Origin of the sequence: uncultured Maricaulis sp., from assembly GCF_963975345.1 — a bacterium.
In the GTDB taxonomy this organism is placed as follows: Bacteria; Pseudomonadota; Alphaproteobacteria; order Caulobacterales; family Maricaulaceae; genus Maricaulis.
This window is the reverse complement of sequence record NZ_CAXBGE010000009.1, coordinates 82,308-100,354: the sequence shown is the minus strand read 5'-3', so window position 1 is coordinate 100,354 and position 18,047 is coordinate 82,308. Positions and strand designations below refer to the sequence as shown.

Annotated in this window: 15 protein-coding genes; 10 read left to right on the top strand and 5 right to left on the bottom strand. The window is 62.8% G+C overall.

What is annotated here, in order from left to right; all coding sequences use genetic code 11:
• Window positions 1-4: 4 nt before the first annotated feature.
• Both AAC029_RS11045 and prmC read left to right on the top strand, forming a co-directional pair.
• Window positions 5-1,360 (top strand): alpha/beta hydrolase, encoded by a 1,356-nt coding sequence (locus tag AAC029_RS11045; protein WP_339747552.1) that lies wholly within the window; start codon window positions 5-7, stop codon window positions 1,358-1,360.
• 11 nt (window positions 1,361-1,371) lie between these two features.
• Window positions 1,372-2,319: a peptide chain release factor N(5)-glutamine methyltransferase gene (gene prmC, locus AAC029_RS11040; RefSeq protein ID WP_339747550.1), complete on the top strand. Its 948-nt coding sequence runs from the start codon at window positions 1,372-1,374 to the stop codon at window positions 2,317-2,319.
• Window positions 2,320-2,496: 177 nt separating this feature from the next.
• On the opposite strand, the gene AAC029_RS11035 is transcribed toward prmC, so the two are convergent.
• Window positions 2,497-3,195 carry a hypothetical protein gene (locus AAC029_RS11035; RefSeq protein ID WP_339747548.1) on the bottom strand — a complete coding sequence of 233 codons (699 nt, stop codon included), beginning with the start codon at window positions 3,193-3,195 and terminating at the stop codon, window positions 2,497-2,499.
• Window positions 3,196-3,216: 21 nt separating this feature from the next.
• Here AAC029_RS11035 and AAC029_RS11030 point away from each other — a divergent pair, with 21 nt between their 5' ends.
• Window positions 3,217-3,450: a hypothetical protein gene (locus AAC029_RS11030; RefSeq protein WP_339747546.1), complete on the top strand. Its 234-nt coding sequence runs from the start codon at window positions 3,217-3,219 to the stop codon at window positions 3,448-3,450.
• 60 nt (window positions 3,451-3,510) lie between these two features.
• Here AAC029_RS11030 and AAC029_RS11025 read toward each other — a convergent pair whose 3' ends face one another.
• On the bottom strand, window positions 3,511-4,908 hold the full coding sequence (locus AAC029_RS11025; RefSeq protein ID WP_339747543.1) for an MATE family efflux transporter: 1,398 nt from the start codon (window positions 4,906-4,908) through the stop codon (window positions 3,511-3,513).
• Between the two features lie 166 nt (window positions 4,909-5,074).
• The gene (locus AAC029_RS11020; RefSeq protein ID WP_339747540.1) at window positions 5,075-5,845 is read right to left on the bottom strand and encodes an MOSC domain-containing protein; all 771 of its coding nucleotides are present in this window, start codon (window positions 5,843-5,845) and stop codon (window positions 5,075-5,077) included.
• 158 nt (window positions 5,846-6,003) lie between these two features.
• Here AAC029_RS11020 and clpB point away from each other — a divergent pair, with 158 nt between their 5' ends.
• Together clpB and AAC029_RS11010 are read left to right on the top strand one after the other, a co-directional pair.
• Complete coding sequence (gene clpB / locus AAC029_RS11015; protein WP_339747538.1) at window positions 6,004-8,610, top strand: ATP-dependent chaperone ClpB; 2,607 nt, start codon at window positions 6,004-6,006, stop codon at window positions 8,608-8,610.
• A gap of 551 nt (window positions 8,611-9,161) precedes the next feature.
• Window positions 9,162-9,932 (top strand): MerR family transcriptional regulator, encoded by a 771-nt coding sequence (locus AAC029_RS11010; RefSeq protein ID WP_339747536.1) that lies wholly within the window; start codon window positions 9,162-9,164, stop codon window positions 9,930-9,932.
• 46 nt (window positions 9,933-9,978) lie between these two features.
• On the opposite strand, the gene AAC029_RS11005 is transcribed toward AAC029_RS11010, so the two are convergent.
• Window positions 9,979-10,416 carry a glyoxalase superfamily protein gene (locus tag AAC029_RS11005; RefSeq protein WP_339747534.1) on the bottom strand — a complete coding sequence of 146 codons (438 nt, stop codon included), beginning with the start codon at window positions 10,414-10,416 and terminating at the stop codon, window positions 9,979-9,981.
• Window positions 10,417-10,707: 291 nt separating this feature from the next.
• The gene (locus AAC029_RS11000; RefSeq protein ID WP_339747532.1) at window positions 10,708-12,195 is read right to left on the bottom strand and encodes a peptidoglycan DD-metalloendopeptidase family protein; all 1,488 of its coding nucleotides are present in this window, start codon (window positions 12,193-12,195) and stop codon (window positions 10,708-10,710) included.
• 218 nt (window positions 12,196-12,413) lie between these two features.
• Between AAC029_RS11000 and AAC029_RS10995 the strand changes: the two genes are divergently transcribed.
• The 5 genes from AAC029_RS10995 (at window position 12,414) to AAC029_RS10975 (ending at window position 18,043) form a co-directional block, all read left to right on the top strand.
• Entirely contained in the window at window positions 12,414-13,085 is a 672-nt protein-coding gene (locus AAC029_RS10995; RefSeq protein WP_339747530.1) for a histidine phosphotransferase family protein, read from the top strand.
• Between the two features lie 139 nt (window positions 13,086-13,224).
• On the top strand, window positions 13,225-15,999 hold the full coding sequence (locus tag AAC029_RS10990) for a chemotaxis protein CheW (protein WP_339747528.1): 2,775 nt from the start codon (window positions 13,225-13,227) through the stop codon (window positions 15,997-15,999).
• Entirely contained in the window at window positions 15,996-16,478 is a 483-nt protein-coding gene (locus tag AAC029_RS10985) for a chemotaxis protein CheW (protein ID WP_339747526.1), read from the top strand. The genes AAC029_RS10990 and AAC029_RS10985 overlap by 4 nt, the downstream gene beginning before the upstream one ends.
• A 14-nt stretch (window positions 16,479-16,492) precedes the next feature.
• Window positions 16,493-16,867, top strand: a complete 375-nt coding sequence (locus AAC029_RS10980; protein ID WP_339747523.1) for a response regulator — start codon at window positions 16,493-16,495, stop codon at window positions 16,865-16,867.
• 9 nt (window positions 16,868-16,876) lie between these two features.
• Entirely contained in the window at window positions 16,877-18,043 is a 1,167-nt protein-coding gene (locus AAC029_RS10975; protein WP_339747520.1) for a chemotaxis response regulator protein-glutamate methylesterase, read from the top strand.
• Window positions 18,044-18,047: the final 4 nt, after the last annotated feature.

Genomic DNA, 18,047 nt, shown 5'->3' with positions numbered 1-18,047 from the left:
TCTCATGTTCAGGTCCGGTGTATTGGTGGCGCTCGGCGCTGCTGGGCTGCTCGCAGCCTGTTCCGGCAGCGACGTCCTCGATCCGGCAGCGCTGTGCCATGTCGGGGTTTACCGGACGGCCTCCAATTCGATCATTGATCTGGCGCCGGTCGCCGGTGCAGATTTGCGCTGGCGCGCCTTCGACGGCCAGGTCGGTCGCATTTCGGTGGGCGAGGATGGCCTTTGGTCCGGGACGACAGGCTGGACTGATCAACCCAATCCGGCCCGTTTCGATCTTGGCGAATGCGGCACGACACGCGTGACCATCGACGGGCTCGATGGCTATAATGGTGTCGCTGAGCGCGTTCCCTTGGAAACGGCGGAAACCAATTTCGAAAGCGACGGGCTGACACTCGCCGGCCGGCTGGTAATGCCGCCCGGCATGGGGCCGGTTCCTATCGCGGTCTGGGTGCATGGGTCTGAGCATGATTCCGCGCTCGATTGGGCCTATGCCCAACGCATGTTGCCGGCGCGGGGCGTCGGTGTGTTTGTCTATGACAAGCGCGGCACTGGCGCTTCCGAGGGCGAATACTCCCAGGATTTCGAGGCACTGGCCGGCGATGCCGCCCAAGCGCTGCGCCGTGCCCGTGAGTTGGCGGGCCCGCGCGCCGGGCGCGTTGGCTTCTTCGGCGGCAGCCAGGGCGGTTGGGTCGCACCGCTGGCAGCGACAATGAGTGATGCCGATTTTGTCATGGTCAGCTTCGGCATGATGGTCAGCCCGACGGAAGAGGATGCCTCGGAAGTCCAGGCCGATCTGCGCGCCGCCGGCTATGACGACGAAGTGCTGGAGCAGGCGCGGCAAGTCACCGACGTCACCGGCCAATTGATGGCGACTGAATTCGCCGAGGGGCAGGAGGAGTTTGTTCGTCTGAAACGGCTGTGGGGCAATGAGGACTGGTTTCGTGAGATCGAGGGTTCGTATTCCGGCCACATGCTGCGTAACGGCATTACCGGCTTCAAATTCGTCTATCTCAATTTCATTGATGCTGGCACCAGCTGGGGCCATGATTCCGTCGCCGTCATGAACCAGGTGGATGTGCCGGTCTTGTGGGTACTCGCGGGGCAGGACCGCTCGGCGCCGCCGGATGCGACGCGGGACATCCTGCAGGGCATGATCGCGCAAGGGCGCGACGTCGATCTGGTCGAGTTTCCCCAGACCGATCACGGCATTCTCGAATTCGTCGAGACCGAATCAGGACGCCAGTCGACGCGCTATGCTGATGGCTATTTCCAGTTATTGGGCGATTGGGCCCGTGATGGCCGGATCGAAGGCCCGTATGGCCAGGCCGTGTTGACCCCGTCGCCAGAGGAGCTGCCGTGAGTAAGGGCGCTATGCCTTCCACTCCCTTTGAGGCGGCCGTGCAATCCAACGCCGCCGAGCAGGCCAAACGGCCTGGCTTCCCGCTGGTGCAGGCTTGGCAGGGGATGGAGCTCGGCACCATCCGCCGCCATCTGGTCGCCGCGCTTGGCTCGGTCGGGATTGATGAGGCCGAGGATGATGCCCGTTTTCTGATCGCTGATGTGCTCGCACCGGTCAGTCTCGCCCAAGCGTTGGCGGATCCGGCCCTGTGGTCCTGGCAAGCCGCCGCGCGCCTGGCCGATCTCGCCGCGCTGCGGCTGGAGCGTGTGCCGCTGTCACAAGTGCTGGGGAGCAAGCCGTTCTGGACGCTGGATCTGAAAGTCACCCGCGATGTCCTCACCCCGCGTGCCGACACCGAGGCGCTGGTCGAAGCGGTGTTGGAGCGCTGTGATCACACGCCGCACCACATGCTCGACCTTGGCACCGGCTCCGGCGCGATTCTGGCGGCCCTGCTCAGTGAGCGGCCGGGCTGGACCGGGCAGGGCGTTGATCTCTCGCCAGCGGCCCTGGCCGTGGCGAAGGGCAATCTTGAAGCCTGTGAGCTGACACGCCGTGCAACGCTGGTGCAGGGCCGCTGGGGCGATGGGCTGGGTGATCATGGCTTCGATCTGATCGTCTCCAATCCACCCTATATCGCGTCTGATGTGCTGGCCGGTCTGGAGCCTGAAGTACGCGACCACGAACCGGCCCTGGCGCTCGATGGCGGCGAGGACGGGCTCGACGCCTATCGCGTCATCATCGCCGATCTGCCGCGCCTGCTTCGGCCCGGCGGCAGCTTCGCGCTGGAGATCGGCTTTGACCAGGCGGCCGCGGTGATGGCATTGGTGCAGGCGGCGGGTTTGTCCGCGCTGGAATGCCTGCCCGACCTTGCAGGCCATGATCGCGTCGTGTTCGGACGCGCCGGATCGGGCAACGGTTAAAATCGCTTGGAAAGCGCTTCGCAGCGGGCTAGGTTTTACGACAACAGGCGGGGCGCGCCACTTTTTGGGGCCTAGCGCGGTCGGATCGACCGCCTGTTTTGTTCCGACCAATCAAGATCAATCGTTTCATCAGGGTGCGCTTTCAAGCCCCTGCAACTGAACAGCAAGGTCACATTGTCAGATATGAATCGCTGGAAAACAGGGGCGGGCGATAATAAGCGCCAGCGCGGTCGTGGACGGAAGCCGAGTAATTCTTCCAATCGCAGCTATGAGAGCAATGGTCCGGAAGTTAAAATCCGTGGCAATGCTCCCCAGATTTTTGACAAATACGTCCAGCTCGCGCGCGATGCGTCGCTGGCGGGCGATCGCGTGCGGGCGGAAAACCTCTACCAGCACGCCGAACATTATTTCCGTCTGGTCCAGGCCAGTCAGCCGCGCCGCGATGCCGGCCCTGACGACCAGATCGAGACCGAAGACGACGATGTTGCAGACGACGGATACGAGCGCTTCAGCGATCGTGTCGAAGAGCGCGACACCAACAATAATTCCGGCGGCAATCAGAACCGCGACCAGAATAATCGTGACCAGAATAACCGTGATCAGAATAATGGTGACCGCAATTCCAGCCGCGATGGAAATCGCGACGGCAATCGCGAAGGAAACCGTGACCAGAGCCGCGGCGATGACCAGAATCGCAATCGCAATCGCGAGCCGCGCCGGGGCCGCCAGCCACGGCAGCCGCGCCATGAACAGCCATCCGATCCGCTCAATGTCGTGACGCCGGAAGGCGAGGCTCAGCCACAGGCCCAGCCACAGGCTCAGCCACAGGCCCAGCCCCAGCTTGCGCCACAGACAACATCGCATCACCCGATTCACGCCCCGATCACGCCGTCCAGCGTGGCCCCGGTTGAACGGCCTGCTGCAGCCTCCGATGCGGCCAGTTCCGACGAAGAGCCGGCTCGCCGCGCTCGCCGTCCGCGCCGTCCGCGCAGCGATGAGGGTGATGCCGGAACCGCTGCCCCGGCAGCCGAAGAGACCAAGCCTGCCAAGGCACCCCGCGCACCTCGCGCTTCCCGCGCCAAGCCAAAGGACGATACGTCCGGCGGCGGTTCGGAGAGCGACGCGGCCTGATCGCGACTTGAGCGAGTGAAATGAGGGACTCGTTGCTTGCCGCAGCGGGTCCCTTTTTTGTCAGGGTGTCAGGTCTGCCGATTGGGGCACCCAATTCCGGCCATGAAATAGACCCCAGGCCCTGCCGGTCCGGCGCGCACTCAACCACAATATGGTGCCGGTCAGCCCGAGCATCAGGAGCGCGGCCGCGGGGCTGACAATCCACACACCGGTCTCGCCGAATACCAGGGGCAGGGTCAGCGTCAGGGGCAGGGTGAAGAGATAGGTGCGGCTCAGACCGAGGATCGCGGCGCGCGGTGCATCGCCGATCGCCTGGAAATAGGTCGAGATCATGATCTGCGGTCCGGCGAAGACATAGAGTGCCATCATGAGCGGCAAGATGCGCGACACCTCCGCGATCACTGCCGGATCGCTGACGAAGAGTCCGCCCAACTGATCATGCAAGCCAGTCAACACGATCTCGGCGCCGGCCGAATAGATCAGGCCGCAGACAAGGGCGATTACCAGGATCCGGTCTGATCGCTGCCACAGTCCGGCCCCGTAATTATTGCCGATGATCGCCTGCAGGGCCTGGCTCATCCCCATCAGGATCAGGAAAGCGAAGGAGGTGATCCGCATCACGATGCCGTAGGCAGCGATGGTGGTGTCGTAATGCTCGGTCTCGACCGATTGCAACATGAAGATGACGGCCGCTGAAGTCAGCGACAGGCCGACAAAGCTCAGACTCTGCGGCGCACCCAGCGCGAGGAAGGCGGGCCAGCCGGTGCCGAGCCGGTGCCAGTCGAGACTGGCCAGGCGCAGGGGTGAGGTCTTGCCCATCCGGAACACCAGAATGACCGCCAGGGCCAAGGCCTGGGCGATGGCCGTGCCCAGCGCCGAGCCGGCAACGCCCAGCCCCATCACGGCGATCAGCACATAATTGAGTCCCAGATTGGCCAGCGTCACCAATAGCCCGGTGATGGCCATCAGGCCGACCTTGCCTTCGACCCGCAGGGCGGTCGAATGGATTGTGAGGGCAAAGGCGATGGGGGCACTGAAAACGGAAATGCTCAGATAGACATAACCCATCCGGGCCAGCGTCTGGGATCCGTTTGCCGCGGCCAGGATGAGGGGCTGGGCGAAGGCAAGGAACAGGGCGATCAGAATGGCGCAGACGATCAGCGACAGCCCGTGCGCGCCAACAAATTCGGCTCTGGCCTGCTCGATGGCATTGGCGCCGAGATGTCGCGCCAGCACCGAGGCCATGCCATTGGCGACCAAGGACGCGAGCGCGATGATCAACATGAAGAGCGGGAACATCAGCGTCACCGCGCTGAGCGCATCGGCACCGACGAAGACACCGAGAAAGATCGCATCGACCACGGTCAGCAGACCATTCATCGCCATCAGGAAAATGATCGGCAGGGCCGTGCGCACAAAAAGCGGCCCGAGCGGGCCGTGGGTATAGGTATTGCTCATATCATCAACTCCAGGACGCGTAGCTTGGAGGATGGGGCTCGCATTGCCACCGCAGCGATTGCGCCGGGGGAGAAGATCTGATGTCCGGATATTCACCGTGACCAAAGTCTGCGAGCGGCAGGCATCCGGGGACCGGCGCGCTGGATACTGCGCCGAGCGGGGGGCGTCAAGTGTGGGCGTGGCTTGGCGTTTCCACCGCATCCCCGACCGCGATTCCACCACCCGCCTCGACACTCATATAGATCCCGCAATCGGCATGCCCGAATTGCGCCATCAGCGCCGCCGGCAGATCGATATCGCTTTGGGCCGTGGCCGGGTTGACGCTGGTGGCGGCACAACGCCGGATGCGGCTCTGGCCGTGCAGACGTACGCCGTCGATCAACACATCGCGGCCGACCCAGTCGAGTTCGGCCCAGGGCTCCAGCCCGTCGATCAGGAGATTGCCACGAAAACGTACGGGGTCGATGACATGGCCGGTGCGCGCCCCGAGATCGCGTAGCGAGGCGGCATTGATCAGCGAGACGTGAGGGTGGGGAATATCGGTCAGGGCTTGGCCGGGGATATGGGCAAATCTGAGGGCGCCGCGCACCTGCTCGCCGAGCAGGGCCTCCAGCCGGGCGAAGAGTGGCGCATGGCTGGCGGCATCACCGAGCGCCGTGGTGATTTCCGTTCCGTCTGGAAACCGGACGGCGAAGGCCTGCCCGTCGGCCTCGAAGCGGCTGCTCAGCAGCGCCAACCCCGCCTGACGGGCGAGCATCAGGAAATGCTTCTTTTTGACATGCGCCGGATGCGCCGGATCGAAATCGCCGGGGCCGTTCTCGATCGCCCAGGTCCGGTCATGCGGCAGGGTCTGACCGATGGTGAGTTCGACCTGTTCGAGCCGTTCGGGGCCGAAGCCTTTTACCGGAAAGCGGGTGATTGCGGTAAGCTGCGGCATGGTCGAACGAAACCCTCACGGAGATATGGTCAAACTGTCGCGGCTCGGCCTCTTGTGTGACGCAAGTGCAACACCTACATCGAGTTCAAGCCGCGATTTCGACGCGCTTTCTTAAGGCGTCGGAGCGCACCCTATCTCGCCTTTCCCGGGGGATCGACATGGAATTCGACAAATATACCGAACGCGCCAAGACCATTGTCCAGGGCGCCCAGACACTGGCCATCAAGGCCGGCCACCAGCAATTCACGCCCGAGCATGTGCTCAAGGCGCTGCTCGACGATACGGCGGGTCTCGCGACCAATCTGATCAAGTCGGCCGGCGGCAGCGCGCATCAGGTGATCGATGGCGTCACCGCAGCGCTCGCCAGCCTGCCGAAGGTCGAAGGCGGCGAGGGCAAGCTCTATATGGCGCCGCCGACGGCCAAGCTGTTCGACGCGGCCCAGACGGCCGCGACCAAGGCCGGCGATGAATACGTCACCGCCGAGCGTTTGCTGCAGGCTCTGAGCCTGCAATCGGGCACCAAGGCCTTTGATATTCTGAAAGCCGCCGGCGTCACACCGGAAGGTCTCAATACCGCGATCAATGATTTGCGCCAGGGCCGCACTGCCGACAGCGCGTCGTCGGAAGACACTTATGAAGCGCTGAAGAAATATGCCCGCGACCTGACCGAGGTGGCGCGCGAAGGCAAGCTCGACCCGGTGATCGGCCGCGACGAGGAAATCCGCCGCGCCATCCAGGTTCTCTCGCGCCGGACCAAGAATAACCCGGTCCTGATCGGTGAGCCCGGCGTCGGCAAGACCGCCATCGCCGAAGGCTTGGCCCTGCGCATCGTCAATGGCGATGTGCCCGAAAGCCTCAAGGAAAAACGCCTTCTGGCGCTCGATATGGGTGCCCTGATCGCCGGTGCTAAATTTCGTGGTGAGTTCGAGGAACGGCTCAAATCCGTGCTCAATGAAGTCACCAGCGCCAATGGCCAGATCATCCTCTTTATCGACGAGATGCACACCTTGGTCGGTGCCGGCAAGGGCGATGGCGCGATGGATGCGTCCAACCTGTTGAAGCCAGCGCTGGCGCGCGGTGAACTGCATTGCATCGGTGCCACGACGCTGGACGAATATCGCAAGCACGTCGAAAAAGATGCCGCCCTGGCGCGGCGTTTCCAGCCGGTGATGATCGAGGAGCCCAATGTCGCTGACACGATCTCGATCCTGCGCGGGCTGAAGGAAAAATACGAAGTGCACCACGGCGTGCGCATCGCCGACAGCGCCATTGTCGCCGCCGCCAACCTGTCCAACCGCTATATCACCAACCGGTTTTTGCCCGACAAGGCCATCGATCTGATGGACGAGGCCTCGGCGCGTCTGCGCATGCAGATCGACAGCAAGCCGGAAGAGCTCGACGAAGTCGACCGCAAGGCGATCCAGCTCAAGATCGAAGCCGAGGCGATGAAAAAGGAGTCCGACGAGGCCTCCAAGGAGCGTCTCGCGACGATCACCAAACAGGTCGCCGAACTGGAATCGCGCTCTGCCGAACTGACTGCCGCCTGGCGTTCGGAGAAGGCAAAACTCGCCGGTGCGACGACGCTCAAGGAAAGCATTGAGAACGCGCGTGCCGAGCTCGCTGATGCCGAACGGCGCGGTGATCTGGCCCGCGCCTCCGAGATCAAATACGGCCAATTGCCCGATCTCGAAAGCCGTCTGGCGCTGGCCGAGACCGCCAGTGAGGGCGAGCACACGATGCAGGAAGTCGTCGATGACGAGCAGATTGCCCAGATCGTCTCGCGCTGGACTGGCGTGCCCGTCGATAAAATGCTCGAAGGTGAGCGCGACAAGCTCTTGCGTATGGAGGAGGCGCTGCAGGGCCGCGTCGTCGGTCAGTCGGCGGCGCTGGAAGCCGTCTCCGACGCTGTCCGCCGGGCCCGCGCCGGCCTCAAGGATCCGGCCCGCCCCATTGGCTCCTTTATGTTTTTGGGGCCAACGGGCGTTGGCAAGACCGAGCTGACCAAGGCCTTGGCCAATTTCCTGTTCGACGACGAACACGCCGTCACCCGGCTCGACATGTCGGAATACATGGAAAAACACTCCGTCTCCCGCATGATCGGCGCGCCTCCCGGCTATGTCGGTTATGAGGAGGGTGGAGCGCTCACCGAAGCCGTGCGCCGCCGGCCCTACCAGGTCATCCTGCTCGACGAGATCGAGAAGGCGCATCCCGATGTCTTCAACGTGCTGCTGCAAGTGCTCGATGATGGCCGGCTCACCGACGGGCAGGGCCGCACGGTCGATTTCCGCAATACGATCATCATCATGACCTCCAATCTCGGGGCCGAGCACCTGCAAATGGTAACCGATGCCGAGGACGCCCGCGATGTCGTGATGGACGCCGTGCGCGCCCATTTCCGCCCCGAATTCCTCAACCGGGTCGATGAGGTTATCCTGTTCAACAAGTTGGCCCGCGAGCACATGGGCGCCATCGTTGATATCCAGATGAAGCGGCTTGAAACCCTGCTGGCTGATCGCCGCATGACGATCCAGCTCGACGCCTTGGCGCGCGACTGGATCGCCGCCAAGGGCTATGACCCCGCCTATGGCGCGCGGCCCCTCAAGCGCGTGATCCAGAAAGACCTGCAAGATCCGCTCGCCCGCATGTTGCTGGAAGGCACGATCAAGGATGGCGACAATATCGCCGTCTCAAGCGAAGCCGGCGTGCTGACGATCAATGGCATCGCCGTCGGCGAGAAGCGGCCGCTGAAGGCTGTAGTGAATTAGGGGCGTCAACGGTGCGGTGGCGACTTATCCGCCACCGCAGCCCACAAAGCTGCGTCATCCTGGCCCCCGCGCAGGCGGGGGTCGGGATGACGAGTTTAGATCAACTTATCCCCACCCCCACCATTGGCGCGTATGCTTGCAGCGTTCCGGTCGCACGGGAGGCGTGAGCTCAGTCGTTCGCGGTGATTGGAAGCGTGGAGCTCGTCCGTGCAGAGGGGTGACATCCCGAGCGCTGGCGTGGCCATCGGAGAGGAAGAGCGGCATTAGGGCTCGACCGTGCATCCCCGGCCATTTCGAGGTGGAAGCCGCAAGGGGCCTGAACAAATCTCCCATTTTTTCCAGGAAGAATTGGTGGGGCGTCCCGGAGGTCACCCCACTCATATACCTCACTCCGGCATTCGCCGGCGTCCCACACACCTCCCATTGCGAGGTGACCCATCATCCCTCCAGCGGCAAGCCGCGTGGAGATTTTGGCGTGGCTGCAAATTCCATTTGCGCTTGACCATGGGTCATAGCCCAGAGCAATCCCTGTCCAGAACGGGAGACGGAGTATGACGCGGACCGCCGGTGAATTTCTCAGTGCAGCGCAAACGGCTTCGCATTTCGGCGTCACGCCGCGGGCCTTGCGGGTTTATGAACGCAGCGGGCTGATTGAGCCCACTCGCACCGCGGCGGGTTGGCGGGTCTACGGGCCGGCCGAGTTCGAGCGGCTCTATCTGATCCTGACGCTGAAAGCCTTCGGGCTGACGCTGAGGGAGATCGGGGCGCTGATCGCGGCGGGAGGTCTTGGCCTCGATCAGCTTCTGAGGACTCAGGAAGCGGCCTTGCGGTCGCAAATGGCGAATGCCGAAAAAGCCCTCGCCAGCCTGTCACGTGCCCGGCAACGCCTGGCGCGTGACGGTCATCTGGATCTGGACGATTTGGTTGAACTCAATGAGGAGACTAACATGCCAGAATGGGCTGAAAAATTGACCGGCTATGGCCGGGAAAACCTGAGTGCCGGGCAATTGCAGGCGCTCAAGGACCGTATGCCTGACGCAGCAGAAATGCAGCGCGTCCAGGATGAGTGGGCGGCGGTATTTGCCGATGCTGAACGATTGGCGGGCGGCGATCCGGCGGACGAGGAAGCCTTGGCACTCGCCGCGCGAGCGGCCGAGTTGATGCAAGCCTTCACCCAGGGTGACGGGGCGTTGGAAAAAAATACCGGTGGCGCCTGGAAGAAAGCCTGGGCGGATCCGGACCTGGCCGGGAAGATGCCGGTCAGCCCTCAAGCCTGGGCTTTTCTGCAGGCAGCAGGAGCGAATTATCGCGCTAGCCTTTGAGCAGGGTGTGCCGGCCCTTTCCCTTCAGGAGGGGGCCGGTGTCACACTACATCGCGATCACCATCTGCGGCTCGCCATTACTGGTCATCGCCGGTGAGCGGCCATCAGAATCGACGGTACAATTCACCCGCTTTCGAAACGCCGAGAAGCTGTCGAAGGTCACGACATCGACGGGCTCGTCGAAATCGATGGTGAGACGGTAATGGCTGCCGTGATTGAGTTGGGCCAGGGCGATGATCTCGCCCTTGAAGGCTTGGCCGAGATAGAGGCCGGTGATCGTCGCACCGAGCGTTAGCGGCGCGGCCGGGCGATTGCCGGCGGCGGCGTGCAGCGTGTTCCAGTCGCGATAGCCATGCTGGTGGGCCAGCAATTCGAGCGCTTCGCTATGGGTGATGAAATTGCCTTCGGCCGTCAGGCTTTGACGCAAACGTTTGGCCTGGGCCTTGAGGATCTCAAGCGCGGGCAGGATAGGGGTCGTGGACATGGCGTCGCCTGTGTCTGCATGCGTATTCGGACGGGGCTCGCCTTGCCATCACACCGCATGACACCGGGGTCGACGGATCAGATCACTTCGGAGATTTCACCAGGGCTTGCGCCTGCGAGCGGCGGGCATCTCCAGACCCGTGGCGCGGCTTTTGCCGCGCAACGGGGAATCTGTCAAGCGGTGAGAAAAAGGGGACAGGTATAATTAACGCGCAATATGTCCGGTTTGCCAGCAAAGGCAGCCCGGTGCGGGCGCGTTAATTATACCTGTCCCCTTTTTCTGCGCGCCCGATCAGTGAGCGCTGCTGCCGGCATCGGCCATCAACGGCGTGTCGCTGGCATTGGCCGGCTGGGCGCCGTCGCGAATGGTGATGATGCGGTCACGTTCGGCGATGAAGGCCGGCATGTCGGCCGTGGTCAGCTGGCGACCGGTCGGCAGGTCGAGCGTCATCGGATTGACCGGGCGGCCATTGACGTGAACTTCGTAATGCAGATGCGGCCCGGTCGAGCGGCCGGTCGTGCCGACATAGGCGATCACCTGGCCCTGGGTGACACGGCTGCCGGCTCGAATGCCGCGGGCAAAGCCATTGAGGTGGGCATAGGCGGTCTCGAAACCGTTGGCGTGGCGGATCTTGACGTAATTGCCGAAGGAGCCAAAGCGATTGGCGCGTTCAACGACGCCATTGCCGGAGGCGAAAACGGGGGTTCCTCTCGGCGCCGCGAAATCGGTGCCGTTATGGGCGCGGGTATAGCCGAGAATTGGGTGACGGCGTTGGCCAAAAGAGGAGGAGAGGCGGGCGCCATTGATCGGGGTCAGCATCAGCAGACGCTGGGCGCTGGCACCTTCGGCGCTGTAATAGCCAATGCCGCCATCGGAGGTCTCGAAGCGGAAGAATTCCTTCGGAGCAGCGCGGCCCTCGTAGCGGGCATAGAGAATATCGCCGGTGCGCGCCGTATGGCCTTCCTCGTCGACGAAGCGTTCGAACAATATGTCGAAACCGTCGCCCGGCTGGATCGAGCGCTGGAAATCGATCGCATAGGCCAGCACGTTGGCCAGATCGACCACGATGCGGTCGGTGGCGCCGGCATTGAGGGCGTCGACATAGAGTGAGGAGGTGATGGTGCCGGATGAGCGCACCACTTGCCGTTCAAATTCAGCGATCGTTTCGCGGGCCCGGTATTCATCGCGCCAGGTGCGCGCGACAGTGATCGAGCGTTCGACTTCGGGGCGGAAGGAAATGCCGGTCAGCCGCAGACGGCTCTGGGTCTCGTCATCGGCGGCTTCGCCGTTGTCGACGGGTTCACTCTCAAGATAAAGATTGAGGCTCTGGCCGGCGCGCAGATAGCGCAGATCATAAACCTGGTTCAGGGTCCGGATCGCTCTGACGGCGTCGGTGGAATCGACGCCGGCATCGTCGAGAATGCCGGCGAGTGTGCCACCGGGGGGCACTATGCGCTCGAGCTGAATATGCGTCGGGCAGTCGTTGCAGGCGGTGAAGGCATTGGTGTCGAGCCAGGCCGGATTGTGCGGTAAGTCAGGGTCCGCTGTCTCTGTCCGCAACGCCAGTGTGCTGGCTGACCCGCTGGCATCGAGCGCTGCGGCATTGATGTCCACCAATGCTACAGCAGCGGCGGGCGCGGTCAGGCCGGCGGCTTCGCTGCGCGTGTCCTTTGAGGTCATCAATGCGGCCAGCAGGCCTGCTGAAAGCAGCAGGCTGGCGCAGACGACGAGGCCTCGGGCGCGGCGTTGATCGGCGTGGGTTACATCGAATTCAGGCATGATTATTTCGATACTCCGATGTTGGCTTCCATCACGCATCATCTCAAGCAAGTCTCGCACCGGAGCGAAATCAGTGCGCGTCCATGACCAGGATGGCCCCACAGCCCGGACGAAACATGTCTTGGACCCATAGGGTTGCCAAGTCCTTTCCGCGCCCTGACATCATTTTTGCTGCGAAATGGGGTCGGTCGCGAAGAGAATCGTGTATCGATTGCCCGATGGAAGATCAACGCCCCGCCGAAATGGCCGCCGACCAATTAGCCGCACTGCTTTGTGCGCGGCTTTGTCATGACCTCGTCAGCCCGGTGTCCGCCTTGAGCGCGGCACTCAGCGTGCTGGACGACGAAACCTCCGCCGACATGCATGAGGATGCGATGGATCTGGTGCGGGAAAGCTCGCGCCAGGCGCAAGCCAAGCTGGAATTCGCGCGCCTCGCCTATGGCGCCGGCGGCTCGGCACCGGCGACGCTCGACACGCGCGAACTGCGCCGCCTGACCGAAGCGATGTTTGCACCCTCCAAGCCGGAAATTGTCTGGAAGGTCGAAACGCCGGGACTGGAAAAAACACCATCGCGGCTGCTGATGAATTTGTGCATTCTTGCAGTCGAGTCCGTGCCGCGCGGTGGCACGGTGACAATTGAAGCGACTGAGAGCGGTGGCGGCGCCCGGATCCGGATCGTCGCGGAAGGTCCGCGGGCTCGCCTGAACGAGGACGCGGTCAAGGCGCTCGAAGGTCAGCCCCCTGAAAATGGATATGATGGCCGTTCGATCCAGCCCTACTTTGCCGGCTTGATCGCACGCAATGCTGGTGGCCGCGTCAGCGCCCATGCCGGCGAGGAGCGGATCGAGTTCGTCGCCCTGGTCCAGCCACACGCTTCAACCCTATCCTGAAGCCTGTACTTCCACCCTCATAACGTATGAATTGAATGCTGGGATTGACGCGGTCTGCACCAACAGTCCGTTAACCAACCGCATGTCACCTTACCGTCAAATCAGGCCCTGTGGGCAGCTGGACGGCACGAGGTTGGCAATGGATGATCTTATCAGCGAGTTCTTGACGGAAACGGGCGAAAGCCTTGACGTCATTGATGCGGAACTCGTCCGCTTCGAGAATAATCCGGAAGACCGGGCCATTCTCGACAATATTTTCCGCCTCCTGCACACCGTCAAAGGGACGTGCGGCTTTCTGGGCTTGCCGCGACTGGAAGCGGTCGCTCACGCCGGCGAAACGCTGCTCGGGAAATTCCGCGATGGCGATCTGGCGGTGTCACCGCCAATGGTTACGCTGGTGCTGCAGTCGATCGACCAGATCAAGCTCATCCTGCGCAATATTGAAGAGACCGGCAATGAACCCGCCGGCGAAGACAATGAACTGATTGCCCGTCTGGAAGACGCCTCCCAAGGGCGCGCCGTCGAGGCGGCCGAGCCAGCCGCGCCTGTCGAGATCGTGCCCGAAGGCTGGGACGCTGATCTCGGCCGCGAATTGCGGCCGGGCGAAGTTTCGCTCGCCGATCTGGAATCGGCCTTCCTGAACACGCCGGCTGAAGGTGACGATGTGGCGCCCGCTCCGGCGGCACCGGTCGAACATCTTGGCGTTGGCGATTTCGATCCCGAGCTCGGACGTGAATTGCGCCCGGGTGAAGTCTCCGTTGCCGAGCTTGAGGCTGCCTTCAACTCTGCCGAGCCAGCGGCTGGCGCGGCGCCATCTGCCAATGTCATCACGCCTGATATGAGCAAGGCCGAGGCGCTGCAAACTGCCGTCGCTGAACTCAAGGGCAACGATGATCCTGTCATGGCGGGCGATGGTGGCCCGCGCATGCAGCAGACCGTGCGGGTCGGTGTCGATGTGCTCGACGCCTTGATGACCACGGTTTCTGAACTGGTCCTGACCCGGAACCAGTTGATGCAGACCATTCGCGGGCTTGAAGACGAAGACCTCAAAGTGCCATTGCAGCGTCTGTCTGCCGTCACCGGCGAGTTGCAGGACGGGGTCATGAAGACCCGCATGCAGCCGATCGGCGATGCCTGGCGCAAACTGCCGCGTATCATTCGTGACGTCTCCACCGAGCTCGGCAAGAAGATCGAACTGGTGATGGATGGCAGCGACACCGAGCTCGACCGCCAGGTGTTGGAACTGATCAAGGATCCACTGACCCATATGGTGCGCAATTCTGCGGACCATGGTCTGGAAATGCCGGCCGACCGGATTGCCGCCGGCAAGCCGGAAAAAGGCGTCATCAAGCTCAAGGCCTTCCATGAAGGCGGCCATATCATCATCTCCATCGCCGATGACGGCATGGGGCTCAACACGGCTCGCATCTCCGAAAAGGCGCTCGAAAAGGGTCTGACGACCCATGAAGAGCTGGCCCAGCTGACCGAGGCGCAGATCCATCGCTTCATCTTTGCGCCGGGCTTCTCGACGGCCGCGAAGGTCACCAACCTGTCTGGCCGCGGCGTTGGCATGGATGTGGTGCGCAACAATATCGAACAGATTGGCGGCGTCGTCGATGTCACCTCGACGACCGGCAAGGGCAGCCATTTCAAGATCAAAATTCCGCTGACCCTGGCCATTGTCTCGGCCCTGATCGTCGGCAGTCACAAACAGCGTTTCGCGATTCCGCAACTGGCGGTCCGCGAACTGGTCCGTGTCGGTGCCGGTTCCGAACATGCTGTGGAATCACTGAGCGGGGCGCGGGTGATGCGCCTGCGTGACCGGCTTATGCCGCTGGTTGACCTGCAGGAAGTCCTCGGCGTCAGCCCGGGCGGCGATGCTGCCAAGGTCGATACCGGCTTCGTCGTCGTGCTGGATGCTGGCGGGCGCAATGTCGGCCTGATCGTCGACAATGTGCTCGATACCGAGGAAATCGTCGTCAAGCCGCTCTCCGACTCCCTGCGGGGCGTTGGCGCCTATTCCGGCGCGACCATCCTGGGCGACGGTACCGTGATCATGATCCTCGATCCCAATGGCCTTGCCGGAGAAATCGTGGCGAGCATGGAAGACGAAGCGCATTACGACACCAGCGCCGCCTCCGTCGCCGAGATGCAACACACTCAACGCCTGCTGCTGGTCCGTGCCGGCGGTGCCGAGCCGAAAGCCGTCCCACTGGCGCTCGTCACGCGCCTCGAGGAATTCCAGAACGATGCGATCGAAACCACCAATGGCCGGCTTGTGGTTCAATACCGTGGCCGCCTGATGCCCATCGTGCCGCTGGGCGGTCAGATCGGCACCACTCAAGGACAACGCCAACCGGTGCTGGTCTTTTCCGAGGGCCATGGCGCCATCGGTCTCGCCGTCGATCAGATCGTCGATGTTGTCGAGGAGCGGGTCGATATGCAGATGCGCTCCGACAAGCCCGGCGTCATCGGTTCCGCGATTATCAAGGGCAAAGCCACCGACGTCGTCGACATCGCCTGGCATCTCGAACAGGCACAGGCTGGCAATATCCAGCGCCGGACTTCCAAACGTCGCCGCCGCGTTCTGCTGGTCGATGCCGATGCCTTTGCGCGCCGGATGATTGCGCCCCTGCTCGCCGCTGCCGGCTATGACGTGACGCCAACCGGCGGCATGCATGAAGTGCTGGCCATCGCGGAAGCCGGCGAACAATTCGATGCTCTGGTCGGCGATCCTGCCGCGCTGGAAAAAATCCGGACCCAGGGATTGTGGGCAAACCTGCCTGCGCTTGCGGTCACCGATTGGCCGGAGGACACCCAGGCAGAAGGTCTGACTGTGGTGTTGCCGCGCTCTGATCGCGGCGCGCTGATCGCCGCCCTGGATGAAGTCTCGCACGAGGAGAAGGTGGCATGAGCGACCATTACGACGATTCATCGGAACTGAGCTCGGAAGCCATGATTGAATACGTCTCGGTTCGCATCGGCGACCAGTTGTTTGGGGCACCGGTCAATTCGATCCGGGAAGTCTTCGCGCCGCAATCGGTCACCGCGGTGCCGTTGGCGCCGTCCGAAGTCGCCGGTCTGCTCAATCTGCGTGGACGCATCGTCACAGCGATTGATGCCCGTCGCCGTCTAGGTCTGCCGCCACGCGATGCCGATGATGCCGGCATGGCCCTCGGTGTCGAGCGCGGTAGTGAAATCTTCGGACTTATCGTCGACTCTGTCGGCGAGGTGCTGCGGCGTCCGCGCGCCGAACTGGAACCGGTCCCTGCTCATGTCGACGCCCGTTGGCGTTCAATGGTGAAGGGCGTTCATCGCTTGGAAAAAGAATTGCTCGCTGTTCTGGATGTGTCCGCCGTGATCGGTAGCACAGCCAAGAGCGAAGCGGCCTAAGGAAGGGCAAGTGGATGAAAACCTGTCTCGTCGTCGACGACTCGCGCGTCATTCGAAAAGTCGCACGCCGAATTCTGGAACAACTCGAATTTGCCTGCGTTGAAGCCGGAGACGGCGCTGAAGCCCTGGAGAAATGCCGCGAGCAAATGCCCGATGCTATCCTGCTGGACTGGAATATGCCGATCATGAATGGTCTGGATTTCGTCAAGGCGCTACGCCGTGAAGAGACCGGCGACCGTCCGATCGTCGTGTTCTGCACCACCGAAAATGACATGGCCCACATCACCGAAGCGCTGCGCGCCGGTGCCGACGAATACGTCATGAAGCCATTCGACGGCGACATCATCGCCTCCAAATTTCAACAAACCGGCTTGTTGCGGGCTTCATAGGGCGAACCGATGACAGACCTCGCTCCCAAACCGGTCGCCGCACAGGGCATTGCCCGCGTGCTCGTGATCGACGATTCCGCAGTCGCTCGCGGGCTGATGACGCGCTGGATCGAAGAAGATCCCGATCTGGTCCTCGCTGGCGCTGCCGTTGATGGCGAACAGGGCATTCGCAAGGCCGAGGAATTACAGCCTGATCTGATCATACTTGATGTGGAAATGCCCAAAATGGACGGGCTGGCTGCTCTGCCCATTCTGTTGAAGACTGTTCCGCGCTGCCGCATCGTGATGGCATCGACTCTGACGCGCCGCGGCGGCGAAGTGACGATCCGCGCGCTCTCGATGGGTGCCGCTGATTATGCCCCGAAACCGCAAGCAGGCCGACTGGCTGGCGCGGAGGAATTCCGCCACGACCTGCTCGCCAAACTCAAAGCCCTGGCACCGCGGCCAATCCCGCCGGTCCCGACGGCACGCGATGTTGCCGCGCCGGCGCCCGCAGCCCGCGGAACAGATTCGGCGCGGCCGCCACTGCCCAAACGCGCCTTTCAGCCTGTCGCATCGGCGCCGATTTCCCGTGGTAGCACACCGCGCTCGACCTCGCGCCCTGCAATCATCGCGATCGGCTCCAGCACCGGCGGCCCGGAAGCCCTGCGCAATGTGATCGCCAAATGCTCGGTCGGCGTGACCGTACCGATCGTGATCGCGCAGCACATGCCGGCCTTGTTCACGAAAATCCTCGCCGAGCATCTGGCCAAGGCGTCGGGCTTGCCGTGCAAGGAAGTCGAGAAAGGCGAACGTTTGCAGGCGGGTCATGTCTATGTCGCGCCTGGTGATTTTCACTTTACGGTGCGTCGCGATGCGGCCGGCTTCTATGCCGCGCTCGATCAGTCGCCGCCGATCAATTTCTGCCGCCCCGCCGTTGATCCGCTCTTCCAGTCGGTCGCCGAGGTGACACAGGGGCAGGCGCTTGGCGTCATTCTTACGGGGATGGGGCATGACGGGCGCGAAGGTGTCCGCGCCCTGCGTGCGGCAGGCGGAACGATATTGGCCCAGGACGAAGCGACAAGCATCGTCTGGGGCATGCCTGGCGCAGTCGCCGAGGCCGGACTGGCAGATCATATCCTGCCGCTATCGGAAATCGGGTCGGACATCGTCCGGCGCGCCAAGGGTGGGATGTAGGTGC

Excerpts from the sequence above, each read along its gene's own strand:
- AAC029_RS11045 (WP_339747552.1), top strand. The coding sequence starts at position 5 with ATGTTCAGGTCCGGTGTATTGGTGGCGCTCGGCGCTGCTGGGCTGCTC.
- AAC029_RS10975 (WP_339747520.1), top strand. The coding sequence starts at position 16,877 with ATGACAGACCTCGCTCCCAAACCGGTCGCCGCACAGGGCATTGCCCGC.
- AAC029_RS11020 (WP_339747540.1), bottom strand. The coding sequence starts at position 5,845 with ATGCCGCAGCTTACCGCAATCACCCGCTTTCCGGTAAAAGGCTTCGGC.
- AAC029_RS11025 (WP_339747543.1), bottom strand. The coding sequence starts at position 4,908 with ATGAGCAATACCTATACCCACGGCCCGCTCGGGCCGCTTTTTGTGCGC.
- prmC (WP_339747550.1), top strand. The coding sequence starts at position 1,372 with ATGCCTTCCACTCCCTTTGAGGCGGCCGTGCAATCCAACGCCGCCGAG.
- AAC029_RS11010 (WP_339747536.1), top strand. The coding sequence starts at position 9,162 with ATGACGCGGACCGCCGGTGAATTTCTCAGTGCAGCGCAAACGGCTTCG.
- AAC029_RS10995 (WP_339747530.1), top strand. The coding sequence starts at position 12,414 with ATGGAAGATCAACGCCCCGCCGAAATGGCCGCCGACCAATTAGCCGCA.
- AAC029_RS10980 (WP_339747523.1), top strand. The coding sequence starts at position 16,493 with ATGAAAACCTGTCTCGTCGTCGACGACTCGCGCGTCATTCGAAAAGTC.
- AAC029_RS11000 (WP_339747532.1), bottom strand. The coding sequence starts at position 12,195 with ATGCCTGAATTCGATGTAACCCACGCCGATCAACGCCGCGCCCGAGGC.
- AAC029_RS11005 (WP_339747534.1), bottom strand. The coding sequence starts at position 10,416 with ATGTCCACGACCCCTATCCTGCCCGCGCTTGAGATCCTCAAGGCCCAG.
- AAC029_RS10985 (WP_339747526.1), top strand. The coding sequence starts at position 15,996 with ATGAGCGACCATTACGACGATTCATCGGAACTGAGCTCGGAAGCCATG.
- clpB (WP_339747538.1), top strand. The coding sequence starts at position 6,004 with ATGGAATTCGACAAATATACCGAACGCGCCAAGACCATTGTCCAGGGC.
- AAC029_RS10990 (WP_339747528.1), top strand. The coding sequence starts at position 13,225 with ATGGATGATCTTATCAGCGAGTTCTTGACGGAAACGGGCGAAAGCCTT.